The 20,804-nt window shown below is 71.4% G+C and carries 13 protein-coding genes and 2 pseudogenes; 6 read left to right on the forward strand and 9 right to left on the reverse strand.

Annotated elements, in window-relative coordinates; genetic code table 11:
* Window positions 1-392 precede the first annotated feature (392 nt).
* Both ACF08M_RS29440 and ptsP read left to right on the forward strand, forming a co-directional pair.
* Window positions 393-842 carry a PTS glucose transporter subunit IIA gene (locus ACF08M_RS29440; protein ID WP_392188292.1) on the forward strand — a complete coding sequence of 150 codons (450 nt, stop codon included), beginning with the start codon at window positions 393-395 and terminating at the stop codon, window positions 840-842.
* A 76-nt stretch (window positions 843-918) separates the two neighbouring features.
* Complete coding sequence (ptsP, locus tag ACF08M_RS29445; protein WP_392188293.1) at window positions 919-2,589, forward strand: phosphoenolpyruvate--protein phosphotransferase; 1,671 nt, start codon at window positions 919-921, stop codon at window positions 2,587-2,589.
* A gap of 62 nt (window positions 2,590-2,651) precedes the next feature.
* On the opposite strand, the gene ACF08M_RS29450 is transcribed toward ptsP, so the two are convergent.
* Together ACF08M_RS29450 and ACF08M_RS29455 are read right to left on the reverse strand one after the other, a co-directional pair.
* A complete protein-coding gene (locus ACF08M_RS29450; protein WP_392188294.1) occupies window positions 2,652-3,587 on the reverse strand; it encodes a hypothetical protein in 936 nt (311 codons plus the stop codon).
* Between the two features lie 67 nt (window positions 3,588-3,654).
* Window positions 3,655-5,631, reverse strand: a complete 1,977-nt coding sequence (locus ACF08M_RS29455) for an acetoacetate--CoA ligase (RefSeq protein ID WP_392188295.1) — start codon at window positions 5,629-5,631, stop codon at window positions 3,655-3,657.
* A gap of 221 nt (window positions 5,632-5,852) precedes the next feature.
* On the opposite strand from ACF08M_RS29455, the gene ACF08M_RS29460 reads away from it, so the two are divergent.
* Window positions 5,853-8,204, forward strand: a complete 2,352-nt coding sequence (locus ACF08M_RS29460; protein ID WP_392188296.1) for a glycoside hydrolase family 31 protein — start codon at window positions 5,853-5,855, stop codon at window positions 8,202-8,204.
* A gap of 37 nt (window positions 8,205-8,241) precedes the next feature.
* On the opposite strand, the pseudogene ACF08M_RS29465 reads toward ACF08M_RS29460, so the two are convergent.
* Both ACF08M_RS29465 and ACF08M_RS29470 read right to left on the reverse strand, forming a co-directional pair.
* Window positions 8,242-8,430 (reverse strand): annotated as a pseudogene (locus ACF08M_RS29465) (NUDIX hydrolase); the annotation flags it as partial.
* A gap of 244 nt (window positions 8,431-8,674) precedes the next feature.
* Window positions 8,675-9,016 (reverse strand): annotated as a pseudogene (locus tag ACF08M_RS29470) (NUDIX domain-containing protein); the annotation flags it as partial.
* Window positions 9,017-9,084: 68 nt separating this feature from the next.
* Between ACF08M_RS29470 and ACF08M_RS29475 the strand changes: the two are divergent.
* Together ACF08M_RS29475 and ACF08M_RS29480 are read left to right on the forward strand one after the other, a co-directional pair.
* Window positions 9,085-9,891: a M15 family metallopeptidase gene (locus tag ACF08M_RS29475; protein WP_392188297.1), complete on the forward strand. Its 807-nt coding sequence runs from the start codon at window positions 9,085-9,087 to the stop codon at window positions 9,889-9,891.
* Between the two features lie 116 nt (window positions 9,892-10,007).
* Window positions 10,008-10,355 (forward strand): Mpo1-like protein, encoded by a 348-nt coding sequence (locus ACF08M_RS29480; protein WP_392188298.1) that lies wholly within the window; start codon window positions 10,008-10,010, stop codon window positions 10,353-10,355.
* 136 nt (window positions 10,356-10,491) lie between these two features.
* Here the strand turns inward: ACF08M_RS29480 and ACF08M_RS29485 are convergent, their stop codons facing one another.
* From ACF08M_RS29485 to ACF08M_RS29500, 4 genes are read right to left on the reverse strand one after another with little or no spacing between them, the layout of a single operon-like run.
* A complete protein-coding gene (locus tag ACF08M_RS29485) occupies window positions 10,492-11,097 on the reverse strand; it encodes an ATP/GTP-binding protein (protein WP_392188299.1) in 606 nt (201 codons plus the stop codon).
* Entirely contained in the window at window positions 11,078-11,500 is a 423-nt protein-coding gene (locus ACF08M_RS29490) for a DUF742 domain-containing protein (protein ID WP_392188300.1), read from the reverse strand. The genes ACF08M_RS29485 and ACF08M_RS29490 overlap by 20 nt, the downstream gene beginning before the upstream one ends.
* Before the next feature lie 9 nt (window positions 11,501-11,509).
* Entirely contained in the window at window positions 11,510-11,953 is a 444-nt protein-coding gene (locus tag ACF08M_RS29495) for a roadblock/LC7 domain-containing protein (RefSeq protein WP_392188301.1), read from the reverse strand.
* On the reverse strand, window positions 11,950-14,871 hold the full coding sequence (locus ACF08M_RS29500; RefSeq protein WP_392188302.1) for a nitrate- and nitrite sensing domain-containing protein: 2,922 nt from the start codon (window positions 14,869-14,871) through the stop codon (window positions 11,950-11,952). The genes ACF08M_RS29495 and ACF08M_RS29500 overlap by 4 nt, the downstream gene beginning before the upstream one ends.
* Before the next feature lie 401 nt (window positions 14,872-15,272).
* On the opposite strand from ACF08M_RS29500, the gene ACF08M_RS29505 reads away from it, so the two are divergent.
* On the forward strand, window positions 15,273-15,755 hold the full coding sequence (locus ACF08M_RS29505) for a hypothetical protein (RefSeq protein WP_392188303.1): 483 nt from the start codon (window positions 15,273-15,275) through the stop codon (window positions 15,753-15,755).
* Window positions 15,756-15,938: 183 nt separating this feature from the next.
* Here ACF08M_RS29505 and ACF08M_RS29510 read toward each other — a convergent pair whose 3' ends face one another.
* Window positions 15,939-20,774 carry a hypothetical protein gene (locus tag ACF08M_RS29510; RefSeq protein WP_392188304.1) on the reverse strand — a complete coding sequence of 1,612 codons (4,836 nt, stop codon included), beginning with the start codon at window positions 20,772-20,774 and terminating at the stop codon, window positions 15,939-15,941.
* Window positions 20,775-20,804: the final 30 nt, after the last annotated feature.

Genomic DNA, 20,804 nt, shown 5'->3' on the forward strand with positions numbered 1-20,804 from the left:
TCAGACTCTTTCGTGTCCGATTCCCGGTCGAAGCGGGGCTGCTTTCCAGTTCTTCGCTTTCGCGTTTCCCTTTCCGGCGAGTCCGACTCTATCAGTCCTTTTCATTTCCCTTGACCAACCTCCTGCAGGCATGCAGGTGCCGATCCGGGTTAGGGTCAGGGCTTAAAAGTCGCTGCCAGCCCTCGACATGAAGTCGTGCTGAGGCAAGGCAGGGGTACGACAGTACAGGCAGCCGAGAGTCGAGGCAAATCGTTTCCGGTGCTCTTCCGGGGTCGCGAACCGCCAGGACTCGGGCAGAACCGGAACTTCTTATGACTTAGTCTGCTGAACAGCACGCCGTCGTCTGCAAGCCGTGACGGCGCCATTCGAGCTCCACCCCTGGGAGGTTCCCCATGACCACTGTGACGTCCCCCCTTGCCGGACGTGCCATCGGGCTCGCCGCCGTGCCGGACCCGGTCTTCTCCGGCGCGATGGTCGGTCCTGGAACCGCCGTCGATCCCGTGCGCGAGCCGTCCGAGGCAGTGTCGCCGGTCGACGGCATCGTTGTCTCCCTGCACCCGCACGCGTTCGTCGTCGTCGACGGGCACGGGCACGGAGTGCTCGTCCACCTCGGCATCGACACCGTTCAGCTCAATGGCGAGGGCTTCGAACTGCTCGTGAACAAGGGGGACACGGTCACCCGCGGTCAGGGGATCGTGCGGTGGGACCCCGCGGGCGTCGAGGCGGCCGGCAAGTCGCCCGTGTGCCCGATCGTCGCGCTGGAGGCCACTGCTGACTCCCTCTCCGATGTCCGCGAGGACGGCGACGTCAAGATCGGCGACACGTTGTTCGGCTGGCAGTGACGGACTCGGCGCGATGACGGCCGACTGGATATCCACCGCGGAGGCACGGACCGCCGCACAACCGGGGACGGGTGAAATGGAGACAACGCTGCGAGGCGTCGGTGTGAGCCACGGCGTGGCGATCGGCGAGGTGCGTCATATGGGTACGGCGGTGCTCGAACCGCCGGCCAAGCAGATCCCGGCCGAGGAGGCGGAGCGCGAACAGGGGCGCGCTCGCCAGGCTGTGGAAGCGGTGGCGGCCGATCTGATCGCACGCGGCAACCTTGCCGGTGGCGAGGCTCAGCATGTGCTCGAGGCTCAGGCCATGATGGCGCAGGACCCCGAGCTGATCGCTGATGTGGAGCGGCGCATCGCCGTCGGCAGCACCGCCGAACGCGGCGTCTACGACGCGTTCGCCGCCTATCGGGCGCTGCTGGCCAACGCCGGTGAGTACCTCGCGGGGCGGGTCGCCGACCTCGACGACGTCCGCAACCGGATCGTGGCTCGTCTGCTCGGTGTACCGATGCCCGGCGTGCCGGACAGCGACGAGCCCTACGTGCTGATCGCCAGGGACCTGGCGCCCGCCGACACGGCGCTGCTCGACCCCGCTCTGGTGCTCGGCTTCGTGACTGAGGAGGGCGGGCCCACCAGCCACAGCGCGATTCTGGCGCGGGCACTCGGTGTGCCTGCCGTGGTGGCGCTTCCCGGGGCCGGTGAGCTGGCCGAGGGCACAGTCGTCGCGGTGGACGGCAGCACCGGTGAGATCTTCGTCGAGCCCAGCGACGAGAAGCGCGCGGAGCTGGAGAGCGCCTCTGCCGCTCGCAAGGCCGCACTGTCCGCTTCGACCGGCCCTGGGGCGACCTCCGACGGTCACAAGGTCCCGCTGCTCGCCAATGTGGGTGGGCCGGGCGATGTACCCGCTGCCGTCGAGGCCGGTGCGGAGGGTGTGGGGCTCTTCCGTACCGAGTTCCTGTTCCTGGACGACAGCAAGCAGGCACCGTCCGAGGAGAAGCAGATCGCGGCGTACCGGGTGGTGCTCGAGGCGTTCCCCGAGGGGCGTGTCGTGGTGCGGGTGCTCGATGCCGGTGCCGACAAGCCGCTCGAATTCCTGACGCCGTCGGACGAGCCCAACCCGGCCCTGGGTGTGCGGGGGCTGCGGAGCCTGCTGGATCACCCCGAGGTGCTGCGGACCCAGCTGACCGCGCTGGCGAAGGCGGCCGAGGGGCTGCCTGTCCATCTTGAGGTCATGGCCCCGATGGTGGCCGACCGGGCGGACGCGAAGGCCTTCGCTGATGCCTGCCGTGAGGCCGGGCTGACGGCGAAGTTCGGCGCGATGGTGGAGATTCCGTCAGCCGCATTGCGGGCGCGCTCGATCCTGCAGGAGGTCGAGTTCCTCTCGCTGGGTACCAACGACCTGGCGCAGTACACCTTTGCCGCCGACCGTCAGGTGGGTGCGGTGTCGCGGCTGCAGGACCCCTGGCAGCCTGCGCTGCTCGATCTGGTCGCACTGTCGGCGGAGGCGGCCGGGGCCGAGGGCAAGAGTTGTGGTGTCTGTGGTGAAGCCGCCTCCGATCCGCTGCTCGCCTGTGTCCTGACGGGGCTGGGTGTGACGTCGCTGTCGATGGGTGCCGCGTCCATTCCTTATGTCCGCGCGACACTGGCGAAGTACACGCTCGCGCAGTGCGAGCGTGCCGCTGCTGCCGCACGGGCGGCTGACTCCGCCGAAGAGGCGCGGGTGGCGGCTCAGGCCGTGCTGTCGGGCGAGTAGCACCGCGGCTTCTGTGACGAAGGGGCTCCCTGCCGATGGTGGCGGGGAGCCCCTTCGGCCTGTCAGTGGTGCGTCTCCGGCTCGTCCGCCCCGATGTCGAAGCCCGCGCAGTACTCCACGTGTGACTCCGGGGCGACGGGTTCGCCGGTGTCGGCGTCGGTGCAGTAGGCGCTGAAGACCTCGCCGGCGGTGAGCGGGACCAGGATGCCGCGGGCCAGCCGCCAGCCGTGGACCCGGTCCTGGGTTCCGGGGCTGCTCGTACGGAGTACGACTCCCACGGACTTTTCGAGGGCGATGCCGACGGCGAGCACCGTCACGAACTCGGCTCCTTCCGCTGTTTCGAGGCGGGCGGGCCCCGTGGTGTCGCGCTCGGTGTGCAGGACGGCGAGCAGGTGCTCGGTCTCGGTGGGAGTGCTGCAGACGAGATGATGGGTGCCGGGACCGGCCGTCTCCAGCATGCGCAGCAGGAGATGGGAGGCTCGGTCGAAGGCGGCGTGGCCGATGTCCTGTCCGCAGTCGGCGCAGGCTCCGAAGCCGGCCAGTGTCATCGTGGCGTATTCCCAGGTGGCCCGGCGGACGGCTCGGCTGACCAGGAGTGGGATCAGTGCGTCGATGGGTTGCCCGGTGTACGTGACGGTGGCACCGACCGAGGCGATTTCGGCGGTGAAGCGGCTGCGACTGGCAGGGGTGTCGGGAGCAATTCCGGATTCGGTGCAGAACTCCGCGTACTCCTCGGGGTCGAAGAGGGCGACCGTGGCGTGCATGCCCTGTGCGGCAAGGGCCTTCAGCAGGCCCTCGACCTGCTTTAGATAGACGGTGTGGTCGTCGAATGTGAAGGTGCGGTAGCGCTGCATCGCCGCGAAGTCCTGCTCATCGGCCAGGAGGCCGATGGTGCTGGGTGCTTCGCGGCGCAGTGTGCGTCGCATGGATGCCCGGGACCGCCCGGGCCCGTCGGTCCCGGCGGCCTTGTCCTGCTTGGTGTTCCTGGCGTGCGCCATGATTCCCCCAGTGCGCTGTCGAACATTGCTCACTCAGAGTAATCAGAGGCGCTGACAGTGCGGTTGGTCAGTGCCGCTTGCGGGCGAGGTCCTCGTAGAAGTGGAGGAGTTCGACGTTGTCGATCGAGCCGGGATTGACCGCCTTGGCCAGGGCTGTGCCTTGCAGGAGGCGTTTGACCGGAACCTCGATGCGCTTGCCGGTGAGGGTGTGCGGAATGCCGGGCACCTCGATGATCTCGTCCGGGACATGGCGCGGGGAGAGGTTCGCACGGATGGTCTGCTTGATGCTGTCGCGCAGGTCGTCGTCGAGCGCGGCGCCGTCGGCGAGGTGGACGAAGAGCGGCATCCAGTACCCGCCGTCGGGTTCCTCGAGGCCGATGACGAGGGACTCGCGGATTTCGGGGAGCCGTTCGACGGCTTCGTAGATGTCCGCGGAGCCCATCCGTACACCCTGGCGGTTGAGGGTGGAGTCGGAGCGTCCGTGGATGACGACGGAGCCGTGTTCGGTGATGGTGATCCAGTCGCCGTGACGCCAGACTCCGGGATACATGTCGAAGTAGCTGTCGTGGTAGCGGCTGCCGTCGGGGTCGTTCCAGAATCGGATCGGCATGGAGGGCAGGGGTGCGGCGACGACGAGCTCGCCGACCTCGCCGATGAGCGGCTTGCCCGCGGGATCCCAGGACTGGAGGTCCGTGCCGAGGCACGGGGCCTGGAGCTCGCCGATGTGCACGGGGAGGGTGGGGACCGCGCCGGCGAAGCAGCTGCAGACGTCGGTGCCGCCGCTGACGGAGGCGATCCACAGGTTGTCGTCCACCTCGTCGTGGAGCCAGCGGAATCCGTCGGGCGGGAGCGGGGAGCCGGTGGTGGCGACGCACTGGACCCGGGAGAGGTCGAAGTCGCGGCCCGGGTGGACGCCGGCCTTGCGACAGGCCATGACATAGGCGGCGGAGGTACCGAAGAGGGTTGCTCCGGTCTGTTCGGCGACGCGCCATTGGGCGCTGATGTCCGGGTAGCCGGGGCTTCCGTCGTACAGCACGAGTGTCGTGCCGGTCAGCAGACCGGAGACGAGGAAGTTCCACATCATCCAGCCGGTGGAGGTGTACCAGAAGAAGCGGTCGTCGGGGCCGAGGTCGCAGTGGAGTCCGACCTGCTTGAGGTGTTCCAGCAGGATGCCGCCCTGGGACTGGACGATCGCCTTGGGAAGTCCGGTGGTGCCGGAGGAGTAGAGCACCCACAGGGGATGGTCGAAGGGGACCTGTTCGAAGACGGGCTCGGTGTCCGTCGCCGTGAGGGCGGACCACTCCAGGGCGCCCTCCGGTGCCTCGGTGCCCAGCAGCGGGATGTGGACGACGGCGCGCAGGGTGGGGAGTTCGCGGCGCAGCTCGGCGACCGTGTCGGCTCGGTCGTGTTCCTTGCCGCCGTAGCGGTAGCCGTCGACGGCGAAGAGGACGACGGGTTCGACCTGCTGGAAGCGGTCGAGAACGCTGCGGGCGCCGAAGTCGGGGGCGCAGGAGGTCCAGACGCCGCCGACGGCCGCGGTGGCGAGGAAGGCGACGACCGCCTGGGGGATGTTGGGGACGTAGGCGCTGACGCGGTCGCCCGGTGTGACGCCGAGGGCGCGGAGTTCGGCGGCGAGCGATCCGACCCGTCGGCGGAGTTCGGTCCAGGAGATGGGGACCTGGGTGTGGGTCTCGTCGACGTGGATCAGGGCGGGGGCGTCGGCGCGCAGGGGGTCCTCGGCGGTGCGCAGGGCGTGTTCGGCGTAGTTGAGGGTGGCGCCGGGAAACCACTGGGCGCCGGGCATGGTGCGGTCGCCGATGACGGATTCGTACGGGGTGGAGAACCGTACGTCGAACCAGTCGGCGACGGCCCGCCAGAAGGTGTCGAGCTCGTCGACCGACCAGCGGTGCAGCGCCTGGTAGCCGCCTTCGGCCGGTGCCCCGTAGCGCTCGGCCGCCCAGTTCTGGAAGCGGGTGACGGCGGCGGCCGCGATGCGGTCGGGGCCGGGCTGCCAGAGGGGGGCGTCGTTGGCTGCTGCGGTCATGGCGGCTCCCTGACTGTACGGGTACGCGGGATGGGTGTGGGTCGCGCGCACACGTGCTGGGGTGTACGCATGAGGCGGCTTTTACGGACGATGCCATGTGATCGTCTTTCGCACCAGGGTTCGTCAGCCATGGTCGCGTGTCCGGCCATGTGGTCCGGCCACGGGTGAACGGAAGTTGAACGGTGCCCGCACCCGCCCTGTCGGGTGGCAGGGTGAGCAGCATGAACGGTCGTGACCTGGTGCGCTCGGTGAAGATGGTCGGTTCGGTGCGGGGGCTGCGCACGGTGCGCTCCTCCTGGCGGCGCCGAAATGCGGATGCGCGGGCGCTGCCCCGGCGCGGTGCGGAGCGGGCGAGAGTGCCGGGCCTTGTGGTGGGGGCCGAGCCGGGGCCGGGCGGGGGTGTGGTGCGGTTCGCGCGTTCGGAGTTGAGGATCCGGGTGGCGGTGGGCGGGGCGGTGTTCTGGGGCTGGGACGGGGCGGACCCGTTGCCGTCGTACGCGTTGCCCGGCGCGGCTCCGCAGGCGGATCCGCGGGCCGGGCTGGAGCCGGACAAGGACGGCGGCTGGCAGGTCGTCTCGGAGCGGCTGACCGTCGCGGTGTCGCGGCACGGGGCCGTGGAGCTGCGTACACCGGGTGGCGTGGTGCTCCGGCGCGAGCTGCCGCCGCGCTGGTGGGAGCCGGTCGCGGGCGGTACCGCACGATGGGTTCAGCGGTCCGAGGTACCGGCGGATGCCCGGTTCTTCGGGCTCGGTGGGCGGGCGTCCGGGCCGCGGCTGCGGGACGGTGTGTACCGGCTGTGGAACACCGATCCCGGTGGGCGCTTCGGGCCCGATGACGATCCGCTGTACTTGACGATGCCGGTGCAGCTGGTGGTCTCCGACGCGGGGACGCATCTGCTGTTCCACGACAATTCCTGGTCGGGACAGGTGACGCTGCGCGAGGGCGAGGAGGGCGCGGGATCCGGCCATGACCGTCCGGGAATGTGCGAGGTGCGGATGGACGGGGGGCCGCTGCGCTGCTGGGTGACGGCCGGTACGCCGGCCCGCGTGTTGCAGAGCTGGACGACGCTGACGGGTGCGCCCGCGCTGCCGCCGTCCTGGGCGCTGGGTCCGCAGCATGCCCGTTGGGGGGTCGGGAGCGAGCGGGAGGTGCGCCGGGTCGTCGCCGGGTACCGGGAGCGGGGGCTGCCCCTGTCCGTGCTGCATCTGGACATCGACCACTACGACGCGCACCGGGTGTTCACGGTCGACCGCGAGCGCTTTCCCGATCTTCCGGGGCTGGCGAAGGAGTTGCGGGAGGACGGGGTGCGGCTGGTGTCGATCGTCGATCCTGCGGTGAAGGCAGAGCCCGGATATGCGGTGTTCGACACAGGTGCGGCGGTCGGGAGCCGTGGGGCGTTCGTCCGGGACGCGCGCGGACGGGTGGTGCGCGGGGAGATGTGGCCGGGTGAGTGCGTGTATCCGGACTTCACCGATCCGCGGGTGCGGGAGTGGTGGGGCGGTTTGTACGAGGAGCGGTGCGCGCAGGGGTTCTCCGGTGTGTGGCACGACATGAACGAGCCGGTGTCGTTCGCGGCGTTCGGGGATCCGACGCTGCCGCGGTCGGCGCGGCACTGTCTGGAGGGCCGCGGGGGTGATCACCGCGAGGCCCACAATGTGTACGGGCTCGCGATGGCGCGTGCCGGATACGAAGGTCTCCGTCGGCTGCGGCCGCAGACGCGTCCCTTTCTGTTCTCGCGTTCCGGCTGGGCGGGGATGCAGCGGTACGGGGGGACCTGGTCCGGAGATGTGGAGACCGGCTGGCCCGGACTGCGGGCCTCGCTGGCGCTGGTGCTGGGGCTGGGGCTGTGCGGGGTTCCGTATTCGGGTCCGGATGTGGGCGGGTTCGACGGGGAGCCGTCGCCGGAGCTGTATCTGCGGTGGTTCCAGCTGGGTGCGTACCTGCCCTTGTTCCGCACCCACGGGGCGATCGGCGCGGGGCGGCGGGAGCCGTGGGAGTTCGGGCCGTGGGTGCTGGAGCACGCGCGGGCCGCATTGCAGGAGCGGGAGCGGCTCCACCCCTACTTCGTGACGCTGGCGCAGCTGGCCGGGCTGACCGGGGCGCCGTATGTGCGACCGCTCTGGTGGGGCGCGCCCGGTGAGCGGTCGCTGCGGGAGTGCGAGGACGCGTTCCTGTTGGGTGACGCCCTGCTGGTGGCGCCTGTGCTGGAGCGTGGCGCGGACCGCCGGGCGGTGCGGCTGCCGCGGGGGCGTTGGTACGACACGGCGACGGGTGAGGTGTACGAGGGGCCCGGTCAGGTGTTGCTCGATGCTCCGTTGTCGCGGGTTCCGGTGCTGGCCCGGGCGGGTTCGGTGCTGCCCGTGCGGGGCGCGGACGGTGGTGTGGAGCTGGAGGTGTGGGCTCCGGCCGCGGGGCGCAGTGGTGGTGGCCTGGTGGTCCGGGACGCGGGTGACGGCTGGGAGCGGGCGGAGGTCGAGCGGTATACGTCGCGGCTGGTGGACGGGGAGGTTGTGGTGGAGCGGGAGGGTGTGGAGGGGCCGGTGAGCGGTCCGGTGCGCGTGCGCGGGCTGTGAGGCCGGGCGCGGCGTTCCGGAAGTGCCCCCGGGCCGGTCAGCAGTAGCCGCCGTCGAACCATGTGCGTACGGCCCGGGTGTGCAGGGGGAAGGCGAGCTCGGTGGGTGTGCGGAGCAGGTGGAAGCCGGAGGTCTCGTCGGTGGGCGCGGAGGGCGGGAGGCTGTCGGCGGGGCGTTCCGGGAGCAGGCCGAAGAGGAGCAGGTGACCGTCCGGGGCGCTGAGAGCCTGTCGGGTGATCTTCGATCGGGTAGCGGACGCGGTCTGGTGCGTGCGATTCCAAGGCGCCGGGATGTCCTCGGATGGGGTCTCCCCTGCTCGAACGAAGCCGAGAGCTTGGGATGGGGTCTCCCCTGCTCGAACGAAGCTGAGAGCTTGGGGAAGGAGCTACTTGGGCATTTCGGCAACGCGGGAAGCGTGCGTGCCAGGGCGTGGCCGCCCGATCAGAGGTCACCCGACAGGCTCTGAGGGCGTCGGCCAGGCGTACGTCCTCTTCGCCGGCTTCGATGCCGGTCTCCTCGCGCAGTTCACGTACGACGGCGTGTTTCCAGTCCTCGTCGTGGTCGATGAAGCCGCCGGGGAGCGCGAGGCCGCCGCGGTGGGGCGGGATGGTGCGGGTGATGACGACGAGGCCGGTGCCCTCCCGGTCGGTGGCGGGGAGCAGCGCCACGGCGACCGGCAGCGGGTTGTGGTAGGCCGTGTCTCCGCAGGCGGCACAGGTGCGGGGCCGGGCGGCGGAGGTCGCCGAAACGGCGAACGGTGCTCCGCAGCTGCCGCAGTGGGAGCCCTTGGCCGGCTTCTCGGGGTTGCTCATGGGGGCGGACACGCGCGGACTGTATCCGATCGCCCACCGGGCGCACCGCTCTGCTGGATTATGTGCTCATGACAGTCTTTGCTTCGGCCTTCCGCGCCCTGGCCACTGCGGCCGCCGCCCTGCTCGCCGTCGCCGCCACCGCCCCCATGGCGCAGGCGAGACCCGAGCCGAAGGCCCCCGAGGAGTTCGTCGCGCTGCGCTCGGTGGATCCGACGATCATCCAGGAGATGCGCTATCCCACCGCGCACAACTTCATGGGTGTGCCGGTGGACGGCTACCGTCAGCCGCTCTGCATCCTGACCCGGCCCGCGGCCCTGGCCCTGCACCGCACGCAGACCCGGCTGCTGAAACAGGGCTACTCACTGAAGGTGTACGACTGCTACCGGCCGCAGCGGGCAGTCGACCACTTCGTACGGTGGGCGAAGGATCTCCACGACGAGACCATGAAGGGCGAGTTCTATCCGCGCGTCGACAAGACACGTCTGTTCGCCGACGGTTACATCGCGGAGAAGTCCGGACACAGCCGCGGCAGCACGGTGGATCTGACGCTGGTGAAACTGCCGGCCACGCCGGCCGGACCGTACCCGCCGGGTGGGCAGCAGGTGCCCTGCTACGCGCCCCGGCCCGACCGCTTCCCGGACAACTCGGTGGACATGGGCACGGGATTCGACTGCTTCGACACGCTCTCCCACACGGATGATCCGCGTATCCAGGGAGTTCAGCGCGCCAATCGGCAGTTCCTGAGGAAGACGCTCACCGACGCCGGCTTTGTGAATCTGGCCGAGGAATGGTGGCACTACACGTTCAAGCCCGAGCTGTTCCCGGACACCTTCTTCGACTTCCCGGTGGCCAGAAGGTCCGTCGCGGGGCACTGACACGCGTGCGGAGAAGGAGCGGCCGGGAGCACCCCCGTGGGTCCCGGCCGCCCACTCCTCGTCCTGGCTGCGAACCGACCGTTTCCGGTTGCCATCCCAGCCGTTACGGTGCCCGTATGCCACAGCAGACGTTCGATTCCTACGAAGAGTTCTGGCCCTACTACGTCGCGATGCACTCCCGGGCCGCGACCCGCTGGGTCCATCTGACGGGCACCCTCACCGGCCTCGCGATCACCGCGTACGGCCTGGCCCGCGGCCGCAAGAGGTACGCGGCCGCCCTGCCCCTGATCGGGTACGGGACCGCCTGGCCCGCGCACTTCCTCATCGAGAAGAACAATCCGGCCACCTTCGGACATCCGGCCTGGTCGCTGCGGGGCGACGTACAGATGATCCGGATGATGCTGGCGGGCCGCGACCGGGAACTGGCGGAGATCGCGGCCAAGTGGCTCGCCGACCACCGCTGAAGGCTCCTGCCGGCAGCCTCGGCGGACCCTCACGCCGGGTGCAAAATCCCTGCGCCAGGGCAACAACGCGCGGCCCGTACCCCGGTCGGCGGGGGTGCGGGCCGCGTTGCCCGTGCTGTGCTCGCCGTACGGGCCGCTACGTCGTGGCGGGTTCGCGGGGGCGCTCCACGCGGGCGACCGCATGCTCGACGACCGTCACCAGCACGTCCCGCGCGGAGGATCGGTCGCGCGCGTCGCACATCAGGACCGGCACCTCGGGATCGAGGTCCAGCGCCGCCTGCACCGTCTCGGTGGCGAACTTGTCCGCTCCCTCGAAACAGTTGACGGCGACGGTGAAGGGAATCTTGCGCCGCTCGAAGTAGTCGACCGCCGCGAAGCAGTCCTGAAGCCGCCGGGTGTCCGCGAGCACGACCGCGCCCAGCGCGCCCTGGGCCAGCTCGTCCCACAGGAACCAGAAGCGGTCCTGCCCCGGAGTGCCGAACAGGTACAGCACCAGGTCCTCGCGGAGGGTGATCCGGCCGAAGTCCATGGCCACGGTGGTGGTGGTCTTCGCCTCCACACCGGCCAGGTCGTCCACCGGGCGGCCCGCCTCGCTGAGTCTCTCCTCCGTACGCAGCGGCCTGATCTCGCTGACCGCGCCGACCATGGTCGTCTTGCCCACTCCGAAGCCGCCCGCCACCAGGATTTTCAGGGTAACGGGCTCCACGGGCCGCCTGTTGCGGCTAGAGCGCCCGAAGGCCATTGATCACCTCGCGAAGAATGTTCACGTCCGGCAGCTCCGCCGGCGGAACGGGACGGGTCACGTGCACCAGCTCGTCCTCGACGAGATCCCCGACCAGTACCCGGACCACCCCTACGGGGAGGTCCAGGCCGGCCGACAGCTCGGCGATCGACTGGGGCATGTCGCTGCAGAGTTCGACGATCTCCACATGTTCCGGGGAGAGCGTCTGGTCCCGGCCGGGGTCATCGGCCGCGGGTTCGGGGACGACGACCGCGATCAGGTCGAGGCGATGACGGGAGGCGCTGCTGGTGCGGCCCCGGGTCATCGCGTACGGACGGACCACGGGTCCCGCATCGGCGTCGTACCAGCGTGATGCCTGCGGGTCCGTGGGCGTGGCCGGAGATCTGGAGGAGTCAGCGCTCATGCCGTCCACTCACCCCCCGGCGGACAGACCGGTCGTCCGGGGAGTGTTGGCCAGGTGGGCGCCGACGCGTTTGACCATCAGGGTCATCTCGTACGCCACCTGGCCGACGTCGGAGTCGGCATCGGCCAGCACGGCGAGACAGCTGCCGTCACCGGCCGCTGTGACGAAGAGGAACGCCTCGTCCAGTTCGACGACGGTCTGGCGCACCCTGCCCGCGTCGAAGTGGCGCCCCACTCCCTTGGCGAGGCTGTGGAATCCGGAGGCGACGGCCGCCAGATGTTCGCTGTCCTCGCGGGTCAGGTCCTTGGACGTGCCGGTGGCGAGGCCGTCGCTGGAAAGCACCAGCGCCTTGTGGATGCTGGCGACGCGCTCGACGAGTTCGTCGAGGAGCCAGTTCAACTGGCCGGAGCCCTGGCGTGCGGTGTTGGTTGCTGCGGCGTTCGGTGCGGTCATCGACCGTCCCCTCCCGGAGTGGTTCCTTGTGCTGTGTCACCGGGACCGGTCACGTCCTCGGCGTTCTGCCTCCGGCCGCGCTGCCAGCCACGCTGGAGCGAAGCCATGCGGCTGCGCACCTCGTCCGCATCGCGTTCGAAGTCCTGGTCCGGTTCCGTACGGGCCGGCTCCGCATCGCGGCCGCCGGAGACTTCACGAAGCTGCGGGGCGAGGCTTGCCTGCCTGATGCGCCGGGGCAGTCCGCCCACCGTCTCGGGAACCGCGCCCGGGGCTGCCGGGGGCGCGGGTTCGACCGGCGCGTCGGGCCCTGCCGGTGCGGGTCCGGTGGGTGCGGCAGCGCCGGTGGTTTTCCGGACGTCGTGGGGCTGCCGGGGGTCGACGGGGTGCTGGGGCTCGGAGGGCCTGCCGGTGTCGGCGGCAGCGGGCCACGGGCCGACGGTCGGCGGCCTGGGCCCGGCGTCACGGTCGGAATCGTCGGGGCCGGAAGCGGGGTCGTGCTCGGCGGCCGTGGGGTGGGCTCGGCCCGCCTCGTCGACCCGACGGCCGTTGTCGGTGACCAGGATCGGCGGTTTGCGGCGGGGCAGCGGCACCGGGCCGCCGGGGCGCCCCGCCCGTACACCGGCCGCGGACTGCCCCGCCGGGTCGGACGCCTGCTGGTGCTGTTCGCGGTCGCCGTCGCGCCGGAGGTCGCGGGAGCGGAAGATGCCGCCGCGTTCGCTCTCGGTGTCGTCGATGTCGGACACGCCGCCCAGCAGCGGGGCGAGCAGGGGATCGAGTACGGGGTCGTTCTCGAAGCCCAGCGCTTCCACGGGCCCTTCGAGCTCCACCGGGCCGTCCAGGAGGGCCGGGTCCACGAGGGCGGTGGGGACGGGGGCCAGGCCGGGGGACCTGCCGGTGGCCCGGCGGTCCGGGACGCCGTCCCGTCGGTCCTTGTCGCCGCCCGGTTGCTGTCCGGCCGCCTTTCCGCCGCCGATCGCCTTCTCGGAACGGCGGTCGAGCCGGAATCCGGTGCCGTGCGTGTCCGGTGCGTCGGTGAGGAGCGCCGCAGGAATGAAGACGACCGCGGTCGTGCCACCGTACGGAGAGGTCTGCAGGGAGACCCGGACGTTCTGCCGCTGGGCGAGACGGCTGACCACGAAGAGACCGAGCCGGTCGGTGTCGGAGAGCTCGAACTCCGGGGTCTCGGCAAGCCTCAGGTTGGCGTCGAGGAGGACATCGGGGGCCATGCCGAGGCCCCGGTCGTGGATTTCCAGCGTGAACCCGTTGGCGACGCGTTCGCCGAGCACCTGCACCGCGGTATGCGGGGGCGAGAACACCGTGGCGTTCTCCAGGAGTTCGGCGATCAGATGGGTGAGGTCGGCCACGGCGGGGCCGCCCACACCGAAGCGGGGCAGCCTGCGGACCTCGATCCGCTCGTAGTCCTCGACCTCGGCGACCGCTGCCCGTACCACATCCATCAACTGGATCGGCTTGCGCCACTGACGGGACGGCGCGGCACCGGAGAGGATCACCAGGCCCTCGGCATGGCGTCGCATGCGCGTGGTGAGGTGGTCGAGGCGGAAGAGGTCCGCGAGTTCATCGGTGTTCTCGGTGCGGCGCTCCATGGCATCCAGGAGCGTCAACTGCCGGTGCAGCAGCACCTGGTTGCGGCGGGCGAGGTTGACGAAGACCTCGGACACCCCGCGCCGCATGTCCGCCTGCTTGACCGCGGCTTCGACGGCCGCCCGCTGCAGGGTGTTGAGGGCCTGACCGACCTGTCCGATCTCGTCCCGTTCGTACTGGAGGCGCGGTGCCTCGGTCTCGACATCGACCTGTTCACCGGCGGCGAGACGGCGCATCACGCTCGGCAGCCGTACTCCGGAGACCTCGTGGGCGTCCTTGCGGAGCCGGGAGAGGTCGCGGATGAGCTCACGGCCGATGCGTACGGAGACGAACACCGAGGCGAGCAGGGCCAGAAAGCCGAGGACTCCCGCGACACCCGCCTTGATCAGGACGCTGTAGCCGGCGGGCTTGCCGCGGTCCTGGAAGCGGTTGTTCATCTCGGTGGAGTCGTTGGCCAGCCGGTCCAGGACGGGCGGGGCGATCTCCTGCCAGCGCTCGGCGTCAACCGCTCGCGGGTCCTGGGTGGGACCGCCGTTGATGAGCGTGCTCTCCGCCGTTCTCAGTGCTTCGCTGTCCGGGCTCGCCCAGTACTGCTCGACGCGTTGGCGTTCCGACGAGGGAAGCATCTCGCCGTTTATCTCGTAGAGCAGCTTCCGATTGGCGACGAGGTCGGAGATCTGCCGCAGCTCGGCGGCGGAGAGCCGGCCGGCCACGAGCGCCGAGGCCACCAGGGCATCTTCGCGGGAGAGCATTTCGCGGGCTCGTGAGATACCGGCCAGCGCACGGACCTGCTTGTCCATCGACACGTTCTCCATCGTGCGAAGACCGGTCAGAAAGCGGTAGCAGGGGTCTATGAGACGGTCGTAGAACTCCATCGCCTTCAGACGGTCGATGGTGCGTTTCTCGACCGAATCGCGGAGCGCGTCAAGGCCCTCGACCGTACGGAGGACCGCGTTCAGCTGTGTTTCGTCCTCGGGCCTCAGCGCGTCGCGAATGTCCTTCTGCCGCGCGCTGTCCTGGACGTCCGCGACGACACGGTCGGTGGCCGCTCGTTGGCGCTGCAGAAGGGGAAGGGCGTTGGAGGCCCTGGGGTCGGCGAGAAAGACCACGGTCTGGCGGCGCTCGTCCTGGATGGCGCGGACGGTGTCCTCCAGAGGATGCCCCACCTTCTCCACGATGGTGCTCGCACTCAGCAGATGGCTCGCCTCGCGCCCCGTCAGGAAGGTGGCGAAACCCCAGAGTCCGGTGAGGGAGACGAGCGGCACCAGCAGCAGGGCCACGATCTTCCTGCGGATGGACTTCCCGCGAAAGCGCATGGCCTCCCCCAGACCGACCCCACGTGTCGGGGATCGTGTTCCGTCAACAAACGGCGTGAGCCTACTACTGACGGCTAGGCAACTCGAAGGGATGTCCGTGATGTTTTTCAGCCGCACTCCCTGTTGTCGATCAGGAGTTGTCCGGGTATTCCGGTCTATTAAACTCGCGAAAGCGGTAGAAGAGACCTGTCGGAGCAGCACACGGCCTGGCAGCGCGGTTGGCTTGAATTCTTCGCTCGATGACGGTTCGAGGGAATCTTCACAGCCGGTCACTCGTCTCTCAGTACGGGGCAGGGGAAACACGGGTGGCGCCCGGGGCAGACGCTCCGGTCCGCCGCGTAGACACGGCGCAGGCCGGGCAACACCCCTGAGGTCGGACAGCGGTGGGGAGTTGAGGGTCCTTGGATACGAAAGAGCGTCGGAGCCCGGTGCCGTCGGCACCGTTCGCGACGACGGCCTCGGCGGCGACCGGCGGGGCGGAGATCCCACGCCAGGAGCGCCGGCAGCTCTGGGTCGAGGAGCCGGCGACCCGGCGGCGGATGCCGGACCCGGTGCGCACGGCGGCTGTGCGTGCCGTGCTCATCATGTCGTTGACGATCATCCAGGCCTTGGTCGCGTTCCTGTGCACACTGGCGGGGTCCTGGCTGGCCTTTCCGATGACGCTGAGCGGTGTCGGCAGCACAGTGGTCGCGACCTGGTCGGTGCTGGACGTCTGGGTCACCCGGCAGGTCTGGAATCAGCGCAACGGCGTGGTGTCCGTGCCGAGCAGTTCGGCGCGGCAGTTGCGCCGTGAGCGGCGCAGAGCACGGCGGGCGGCGCGGACCGCGCGGCGGGACGACGCCCGGATACGCCGCCGCGACGCGGGCAGTCTCTCGCAGGCCTGAGAGCCTGTCGGGTGACCTCTGATCGGGCGGCCGAAGGTCACCCGACAGGCTCTGAGCGGCACCGGTCCACCGGGCGGTGCGGGGTCCGCCCGGTGGACCGGATGCGGGGGTCGGGCCCGATCCGCCGCACCGGCCCCGGTCCAGGAGTCTCGTCCTCGCTGCTCCCGCCCCCGGTGCTCGCCGCTACTCGCCGGACGAATCCGTAGAGGATGTCCGGGGGGTGCCGGACGGTGTCATGGTGCGCTTGAACATGCGGGTGGCGGTGATCTCGCCGTGCACCGTCCCACCGTTCGGGTCCTGTTGCGGCAGCCCGGGGCGAAGGTGTTCCTCCACGCTGATGTACTTCAGCCCGGCCCGCAGGTCCGCGTCATTGCGCAACCGGATCACCAGCGGGAATTCGGCGAGCGCCGTGGTGTCGAACAGACCGGTGGTGTAGAGCAGCTGCACACCGAGGGCGTCGGACACCGCGCGCTGGAGTTCCAGGAGATAGGTGGCGTTGGCGCGGCCGATGGGGTTGTCCAGGAAGAGCGTGCCCGCGTGCCGGTGCTGATGGCGGTCACGGCCGCGGTCATTGCTGCGCAGTGCGGCCATCGTGCAGTAGAGGGCGATGGCCGCGGTGAGCAGCTGGCCGCCGGAGAAGACATCGCCCATCTGTCCGACCGGAACGCGTTCGGCGCGGAGCACCGCGTCCGGCTTGAGGATCTCCACGGCGATGCCCTTGGGCTCCAGCGCCGCCTGCACACCGCGCAGCAGCAGGGACATGCCGTCCCTGCGCAGGTCGGAGTTCTTCTTCAGGGCGGCGCGGGTGGCCTCGTCGACGACATCGCCGAGCCGCTCGGTGAGCGTCGCCTGGTCGGGTTCCTCGAAGCGGATCCGGAGGAACTCCTGGCCGGACCACTCCCCCAGTCCTTCGGGGAGCTGGGAGAGCCGCTGGGCGGAACGAAGGGTGGTGAGCGCGGACTCCACGAGGCCGCGGAGCCGGTCGACGATGGAGTCGCGGTTGCGCTCCAGTTGGGCGAGTTCGTCGGTGAGGACCCGGAGCCGGGGCGCGAAGGCGGCTGCCCACTTCTCGGCGTGCTCGGGCAGCGCCGCGGCCGGCAGCTCGCGGATCTGCTGGCGGGCGGGGGTGCGGACCTGTTCGTAGCGGGTGGAGTTGGCGTGCCGTACGAGGACGTCGCTCGCTTCGCGTACGGCGCTCTCCGCGGCTGACAGGTCGGCGGCGCAGCCGCGCAGTGAACGGCGGGCGTCGGCGGCGGACTGCCGGGCCTCGTCGAGGCTGCCCGGGTACGGCTCGGGGGCCTCGGTGTCGTCGTCCGCACCGTGGTCCCTGAGGAGGTCGCGCAGGAGTGCCGCGGTCTCGTCGAAGCCGCCCGCCGAGTCCTCGGCGGTGCGGTGGGCGTGCAGCAGTTCGGCGTGGGCGGCCCTGGCGGTGTCCAGGGTTGCGGTGGCGGAGGCCAGTTCGGCCGTGGCGGTACGCAGGAGAGTCTGGGCCTGCTCGGCGTCGGCCGGGACCAGCTCGTCGGGGAGTTCGGTGTGGTGGGTCTCGCCGTCGACCGGGGCCAGGCGCTCGGCCTCGCCCCGCAGCCTGCCCAGCTGCTCGCTCGCGGTGGAGGCGCGGGTCTCCAGGAGCTGGACCAGGGACTCCGCGCGGGCGGCGGCCGCCTGCCGGGACGGCCCGTCGGCGCCGTCGGTGCCTTCGAGGAGCTGGGCGGCCCGGGTGCGGACCTTGTTGGTGAGCCGGTCCAGCTCGGCGAGAGCGGCGCTCTCGTCGCTCTCGGCGCGGGCCTGCTCGGCGCGCAGGTCGGCGCCGACGCCCACTTTCTCGTACAGCTGGGACGCGGCCCGGTAGGCCTCCCGCAGCGCGGGGAGCGCACGGCGCGGGGTGTCGGCCGCGGGCTCCGGGAGGTGCTCGGGCGCGCCCGCGATCTCGGCACGTTCGGCCCGCAGGGCGCGGGCCGTGCGGCGGGCGTCGTCCGCGGCGCGCTGGGCGGCCCTGCGGTCCTCGTCGGCGGCACGGGCCCGCTCCAGGCAGACGGTGGCCCGGGCCTCGGACTCGGCCGCCTCGTCGATCAGTTCGCGCAGCTTCGCCTGCCAGCCCGCGCGTTCGCGGAGCCGGAAGGCGAGGCCCGCGAGCGCGTCGGCTGCCCGGCGGGCACGCTGAGCGGCTTCCTGGCGTTCGTCGCGGACACGGGCGGTGTCCGCGGCGGCCTCGTCGGCCTCGGCCCGCACGGTACGGGCTTCGGCGAGCGCGGCTTCCGCCGTCCCGGCGCCCGTACGGGCGCTGCGCGCGGCTTCGGCGAGCTCGGCGAGCATGCCGGGCGGGCAGTCGGCGCGCCAGGAGCCGATGCGGGCGGCGAGGGAACGGTCGGCCGTGAGGCGGGCCGCGAGCGTACGGATGTCCTCGTCGCGGGCGGCGGCCCGGCTCCTGAGGGCCTGCCGCTCCTCGTCGGCGGCGTGTTCGTCGTGCATCGCCGGGTTCGGCGGGACGAGGAACACGCCTTCCGCGCTCGTGGCCGAGCCCGCGCCGGTGGCCGGAACGGGGGCGAGCAGCGCGGCGGCGGTGCCCACGGCGACGGCGGAGCGCGGCAGCAGGGCGGCGCCGCTCAGGACCTCGCGGGCGCGGGCGTGCGAGTCGGGGTCGGTGATGACCACGCCGTCGACCAGTTCGGGACGGGCGGCGAGCACGGACGCGTGGTCGGCGGGGTCGACGGCCTGGGCGAGGTAGCGCCAGCCGGGCAGGGCCGGGATGCCGTGTTCGCCGAGGTATTCGACGGTGGCGAGGACGTCGGGGCCGGGCGGCAGCAGCCCGCCGTCCCCGAGCGCGCCGAGGATGCGGGAGTCGTCGGCGGCCGCGGTGCGCAGTTCGAAGAGGCGGCGTTCGGCGGAGCCGATGCCCTGGTCGAGCAGCTCCCGCAGCTCGTCGGCGCTGCGGTCGAGCTCCTCGGCGGTGAGCGGCTGTTCGCGGGCGGCGGGCGGTTCGGCCGTGACGGTGTGCGTGCCGTGCGCGGCCTGGCCCGATTGGTCTGCCCGGCCCGCCTGGCCCCCCTGATCCGCGTGGCCCGCGTGGTCGTTGGAGTTCTGGTGGTCCGCGCCGTGCGGGGCGTCGGGGTCCGTCTCCGGGCCATCCGGGCCGTCCGGTCCGCGGCGGGGCCGGGGCACGCCGGTGCCCTGCGCGGCGGGCAGGCCGAGCAGGTCGGCCAGGCGTCGGTCGGCTGCGATCGACTCGGCGGCCCTGAGCTCGGCCTCGTAGGAATGTTCCGCGGCCTGCGCGGCATCGGCGGCGCGCGCCGCGGCCAGCTCGACGCGGCTCTCGGCGGCTGCGGCCTCCCTGGCCCGGTCGGCTGCCGAGCGGGCGGCCTCCCTGGCGGTGTCCCACGCGGCGACAGCGGACTGCTCGGCGTCACTCGCGGCGAGGGCGGCACGCGCCGGGTCGGCGTCCGGTGCGGTGTTGTCGAGCCAGCCGGCCCGTACCGCCTCGGCCGTCTCCTGCTCGACCTCGGCGAGGCGCTGACGCAGGTGTCCGGCCTCGCTGCGGGCGCGCTGGGCCTCGGTCGCGGCGGTGGTGGCGTCGCGGTGAGCCGTCTCGCCGGCTGTCTGGAGCGTGTCGGAGCGCTCCTCCTCCTCGTTGGCCAGCGTCTCGCCGGCCTCCGCCGCGGTGTGCAGGGCCCGTACGAGATCGGCGGCCGCGTCCGCGCGGGCGGCGAGCGCGGGCGCGGCGTCGCGCTCGGCCTCGCGGATGGCGGCAGCGACCCGTGCGGACCGGTCGGCGGCGGCTCGGTGGCGCAGCACCGCCTCGGCGGCCTGCCAGGCGGAGTGCAGGGTGCGGGCGTCGCCCAGTTCACGGCGCTGGGCAGCCGCACCCTTCTCCGCCGCGGTGAGGGCCAGGGAGGCGTGCCGGTAGGCCAGTTCCGCCGCGATCAGGGCGCTGCGGCTGCGGGCCTCCTCGGCCGCCGTGACGGTGTGGGCCGCGCCCGTGACCTGCTGGGCCAGTTCAGCGGCCCGGCCGCGCTCCTGGCCGGCGCGGGCGGAGAGCCTGCGGGCGAGCGTACGGGTGCGGCGCTCGGCGCCCGCGTGGATGTCCCGGGCGCGGGAACGGGTGCCGGTGGACTCCACGATCCGGCCGAGCAGATCGACCGAGCCCGCGGTGAAATCGCGCTCCGCGGTCAGCTCGGTGCGGCGGCCCAGCTTGTTGCCGAAGCCGCTGACCAGATCGGCGAGGCCGTCCGTGTCACGGGTGTCCGTGACGGCGCGCAGGAGCAGGTCGGTGAAGTCGGAGTCCTTCTTGACGGCGAAGAGGCCGGCCGCCTCGCCCTCGTCGGCGTTCATCTCGCGCTGGTAGCGGAAGAGTTCCGGGTCGAGGCCGAGGTCGCCGAGGTGCTCGTTCCACCGGTCGTGGATCTCTTCCCAGTGCACATCGAGGTGCTGGTAGAACTTGCCCGCCTCGGTCAGGGCGTCGCGGAAGCCCTTCATCGTGCGCCGTCGGCCCTGTGCGCCGGAGACGCCTTCGACGGGGCGGTGCACGGAGGTGGCCTCGGCGACCGGCAGGGAGTCCAGGCTGAGCCCGGGGCCGGGGCGGAAGGAGTACCACGCCTCGGCGAACTTCCGCGGATCGTTGGAGACCTGCCGGCCGCGCCACTCGCTGACCTTGCCGACGACCACGCACTCGCCGGTGAGGGTGTGCTGCCACTCCAGGGCGACATGCCCGCAGTCGTCGGCGAGCAGGAATTTGCGCAGCACGCCGGAGCTGGCGCCGCCGAGGGTGTTGCGGTGACCGGGCAGCATCACCGAGAAGATCAGCTTCAGCAGTACCGACTTGCCGCCGCCGTTCTCCAGGAAGAGCACCCCGGCGGGGGCGGGGCGGCGCGGCGGGCCGACCGGTTCCTCCTCGAAGAACTCCGCCTGGGCCGGGGCGGGGTTGGGCACGGGCTCACCCACTCCACGCAGGTCGAGCACGGTATCGGCGTAGCGCGCGCCGGCAGGCCCGATGGAGTAGAGGCGGACCCGGGACAGCTCGTACATGGCGGCGGACTCTCGTCGTTCGGACAGCGG

The organism is Streptomyces sp. NPDC015032, from assembly GCF_043080425.1.
Classification (GTDB): Bacteria; Actinomycetota; Actinomycetes; order Streptomycetales; family Streptomycetaceae; genus Streptomyces.

Bases quoted from the DNA above. Each gene is read 5' to 3' on its own strand.
- ACF08M_RS29440 (WP_392188292.1), top strand. From the start codon at position 393: ATGACCACTGTGACGTCCCCCCTTGCCGGACGTGCCATCGGGCTCGCC.
- ptsP (WP_392188293.1), top strand. From the start codon at position 919: ATGGAGACAACGCTGCGAGGCGTCGGTGTGAGCCACGGCGTGGCGATC.
- ACF08M_RS29450 (WP_392188294.1), bottom strand. From the start codon at position 3,587: ATGGCGCACGCCAGGAACACCAAGCAGGACAAGGCCGCCGGGACCGAC.
- ACF08M_RS29455 (WP_392188295.1), bottom strand. From the start codon at position 5,631: ATGACCGCAGCAGCCAACGACGCCCCCCTCTGGCAGCCCGGCCCCGAC.
- ACF08M_RS29460 (WP_392188296.1), top strand. From the start codon at position 5,853: ATGAACGGTCGTGACCTGGTGCGCTCGGTGAAGATGGTCGGTTCGGTG.
- ACF08M_RS29475 (WP_392188297.1), top strand. From the start codon at position 9,085: ATGACAGTCTTTGCTTCGGCCTTCCGCGCCCTGGCCACTGCGGCCGCC.
- ACF08M_RS29480 (WP_392188298.1), top strand. From the start codon at position 10,008: ATGCCACAGCAGACGTTCGATTCCTACGAAGAGTTCTGGCCCTACTAC.
- ACF08M_RS29485 (WP_392188299.1), bottom strand. From the start codon at position 11,097: ATGGCCTTCGGGCGCTCTAGCCGCAACAGGCGGCCCGTGGAGCCCGTT.
- ACF08M_RS29490 (WP_392188300.1), bottom strand. From the start codon at position 11,500: ATGAGCGCTGACTCCTCCAGATCTCCGGCCACGCCCACGGACCCGCAG.
- ACF08M_RS29495 (WP_392188301.1), bottom strand. From the start codon at position 11,953: ATGACCGCACCGAACGCCGCAGCAACCAACACCGCACGCCAGGGCTCC.
- ACF08M_RS29500 (WP_392188302.1), bottom strand. From the start codon at position 14,871: ATGCGCTTTCGCGGGAAGTCCATCCGCAGGAAGATCGTGGCCCTGCTG.
- ACF08M_RS29510 (WP_392188304.1), bottom strand. From the start codon at position 20,774: ATGTACGAGCTGTCCCGGGTCCGCCTCTACTCCATCGGGCCTGCCGGC.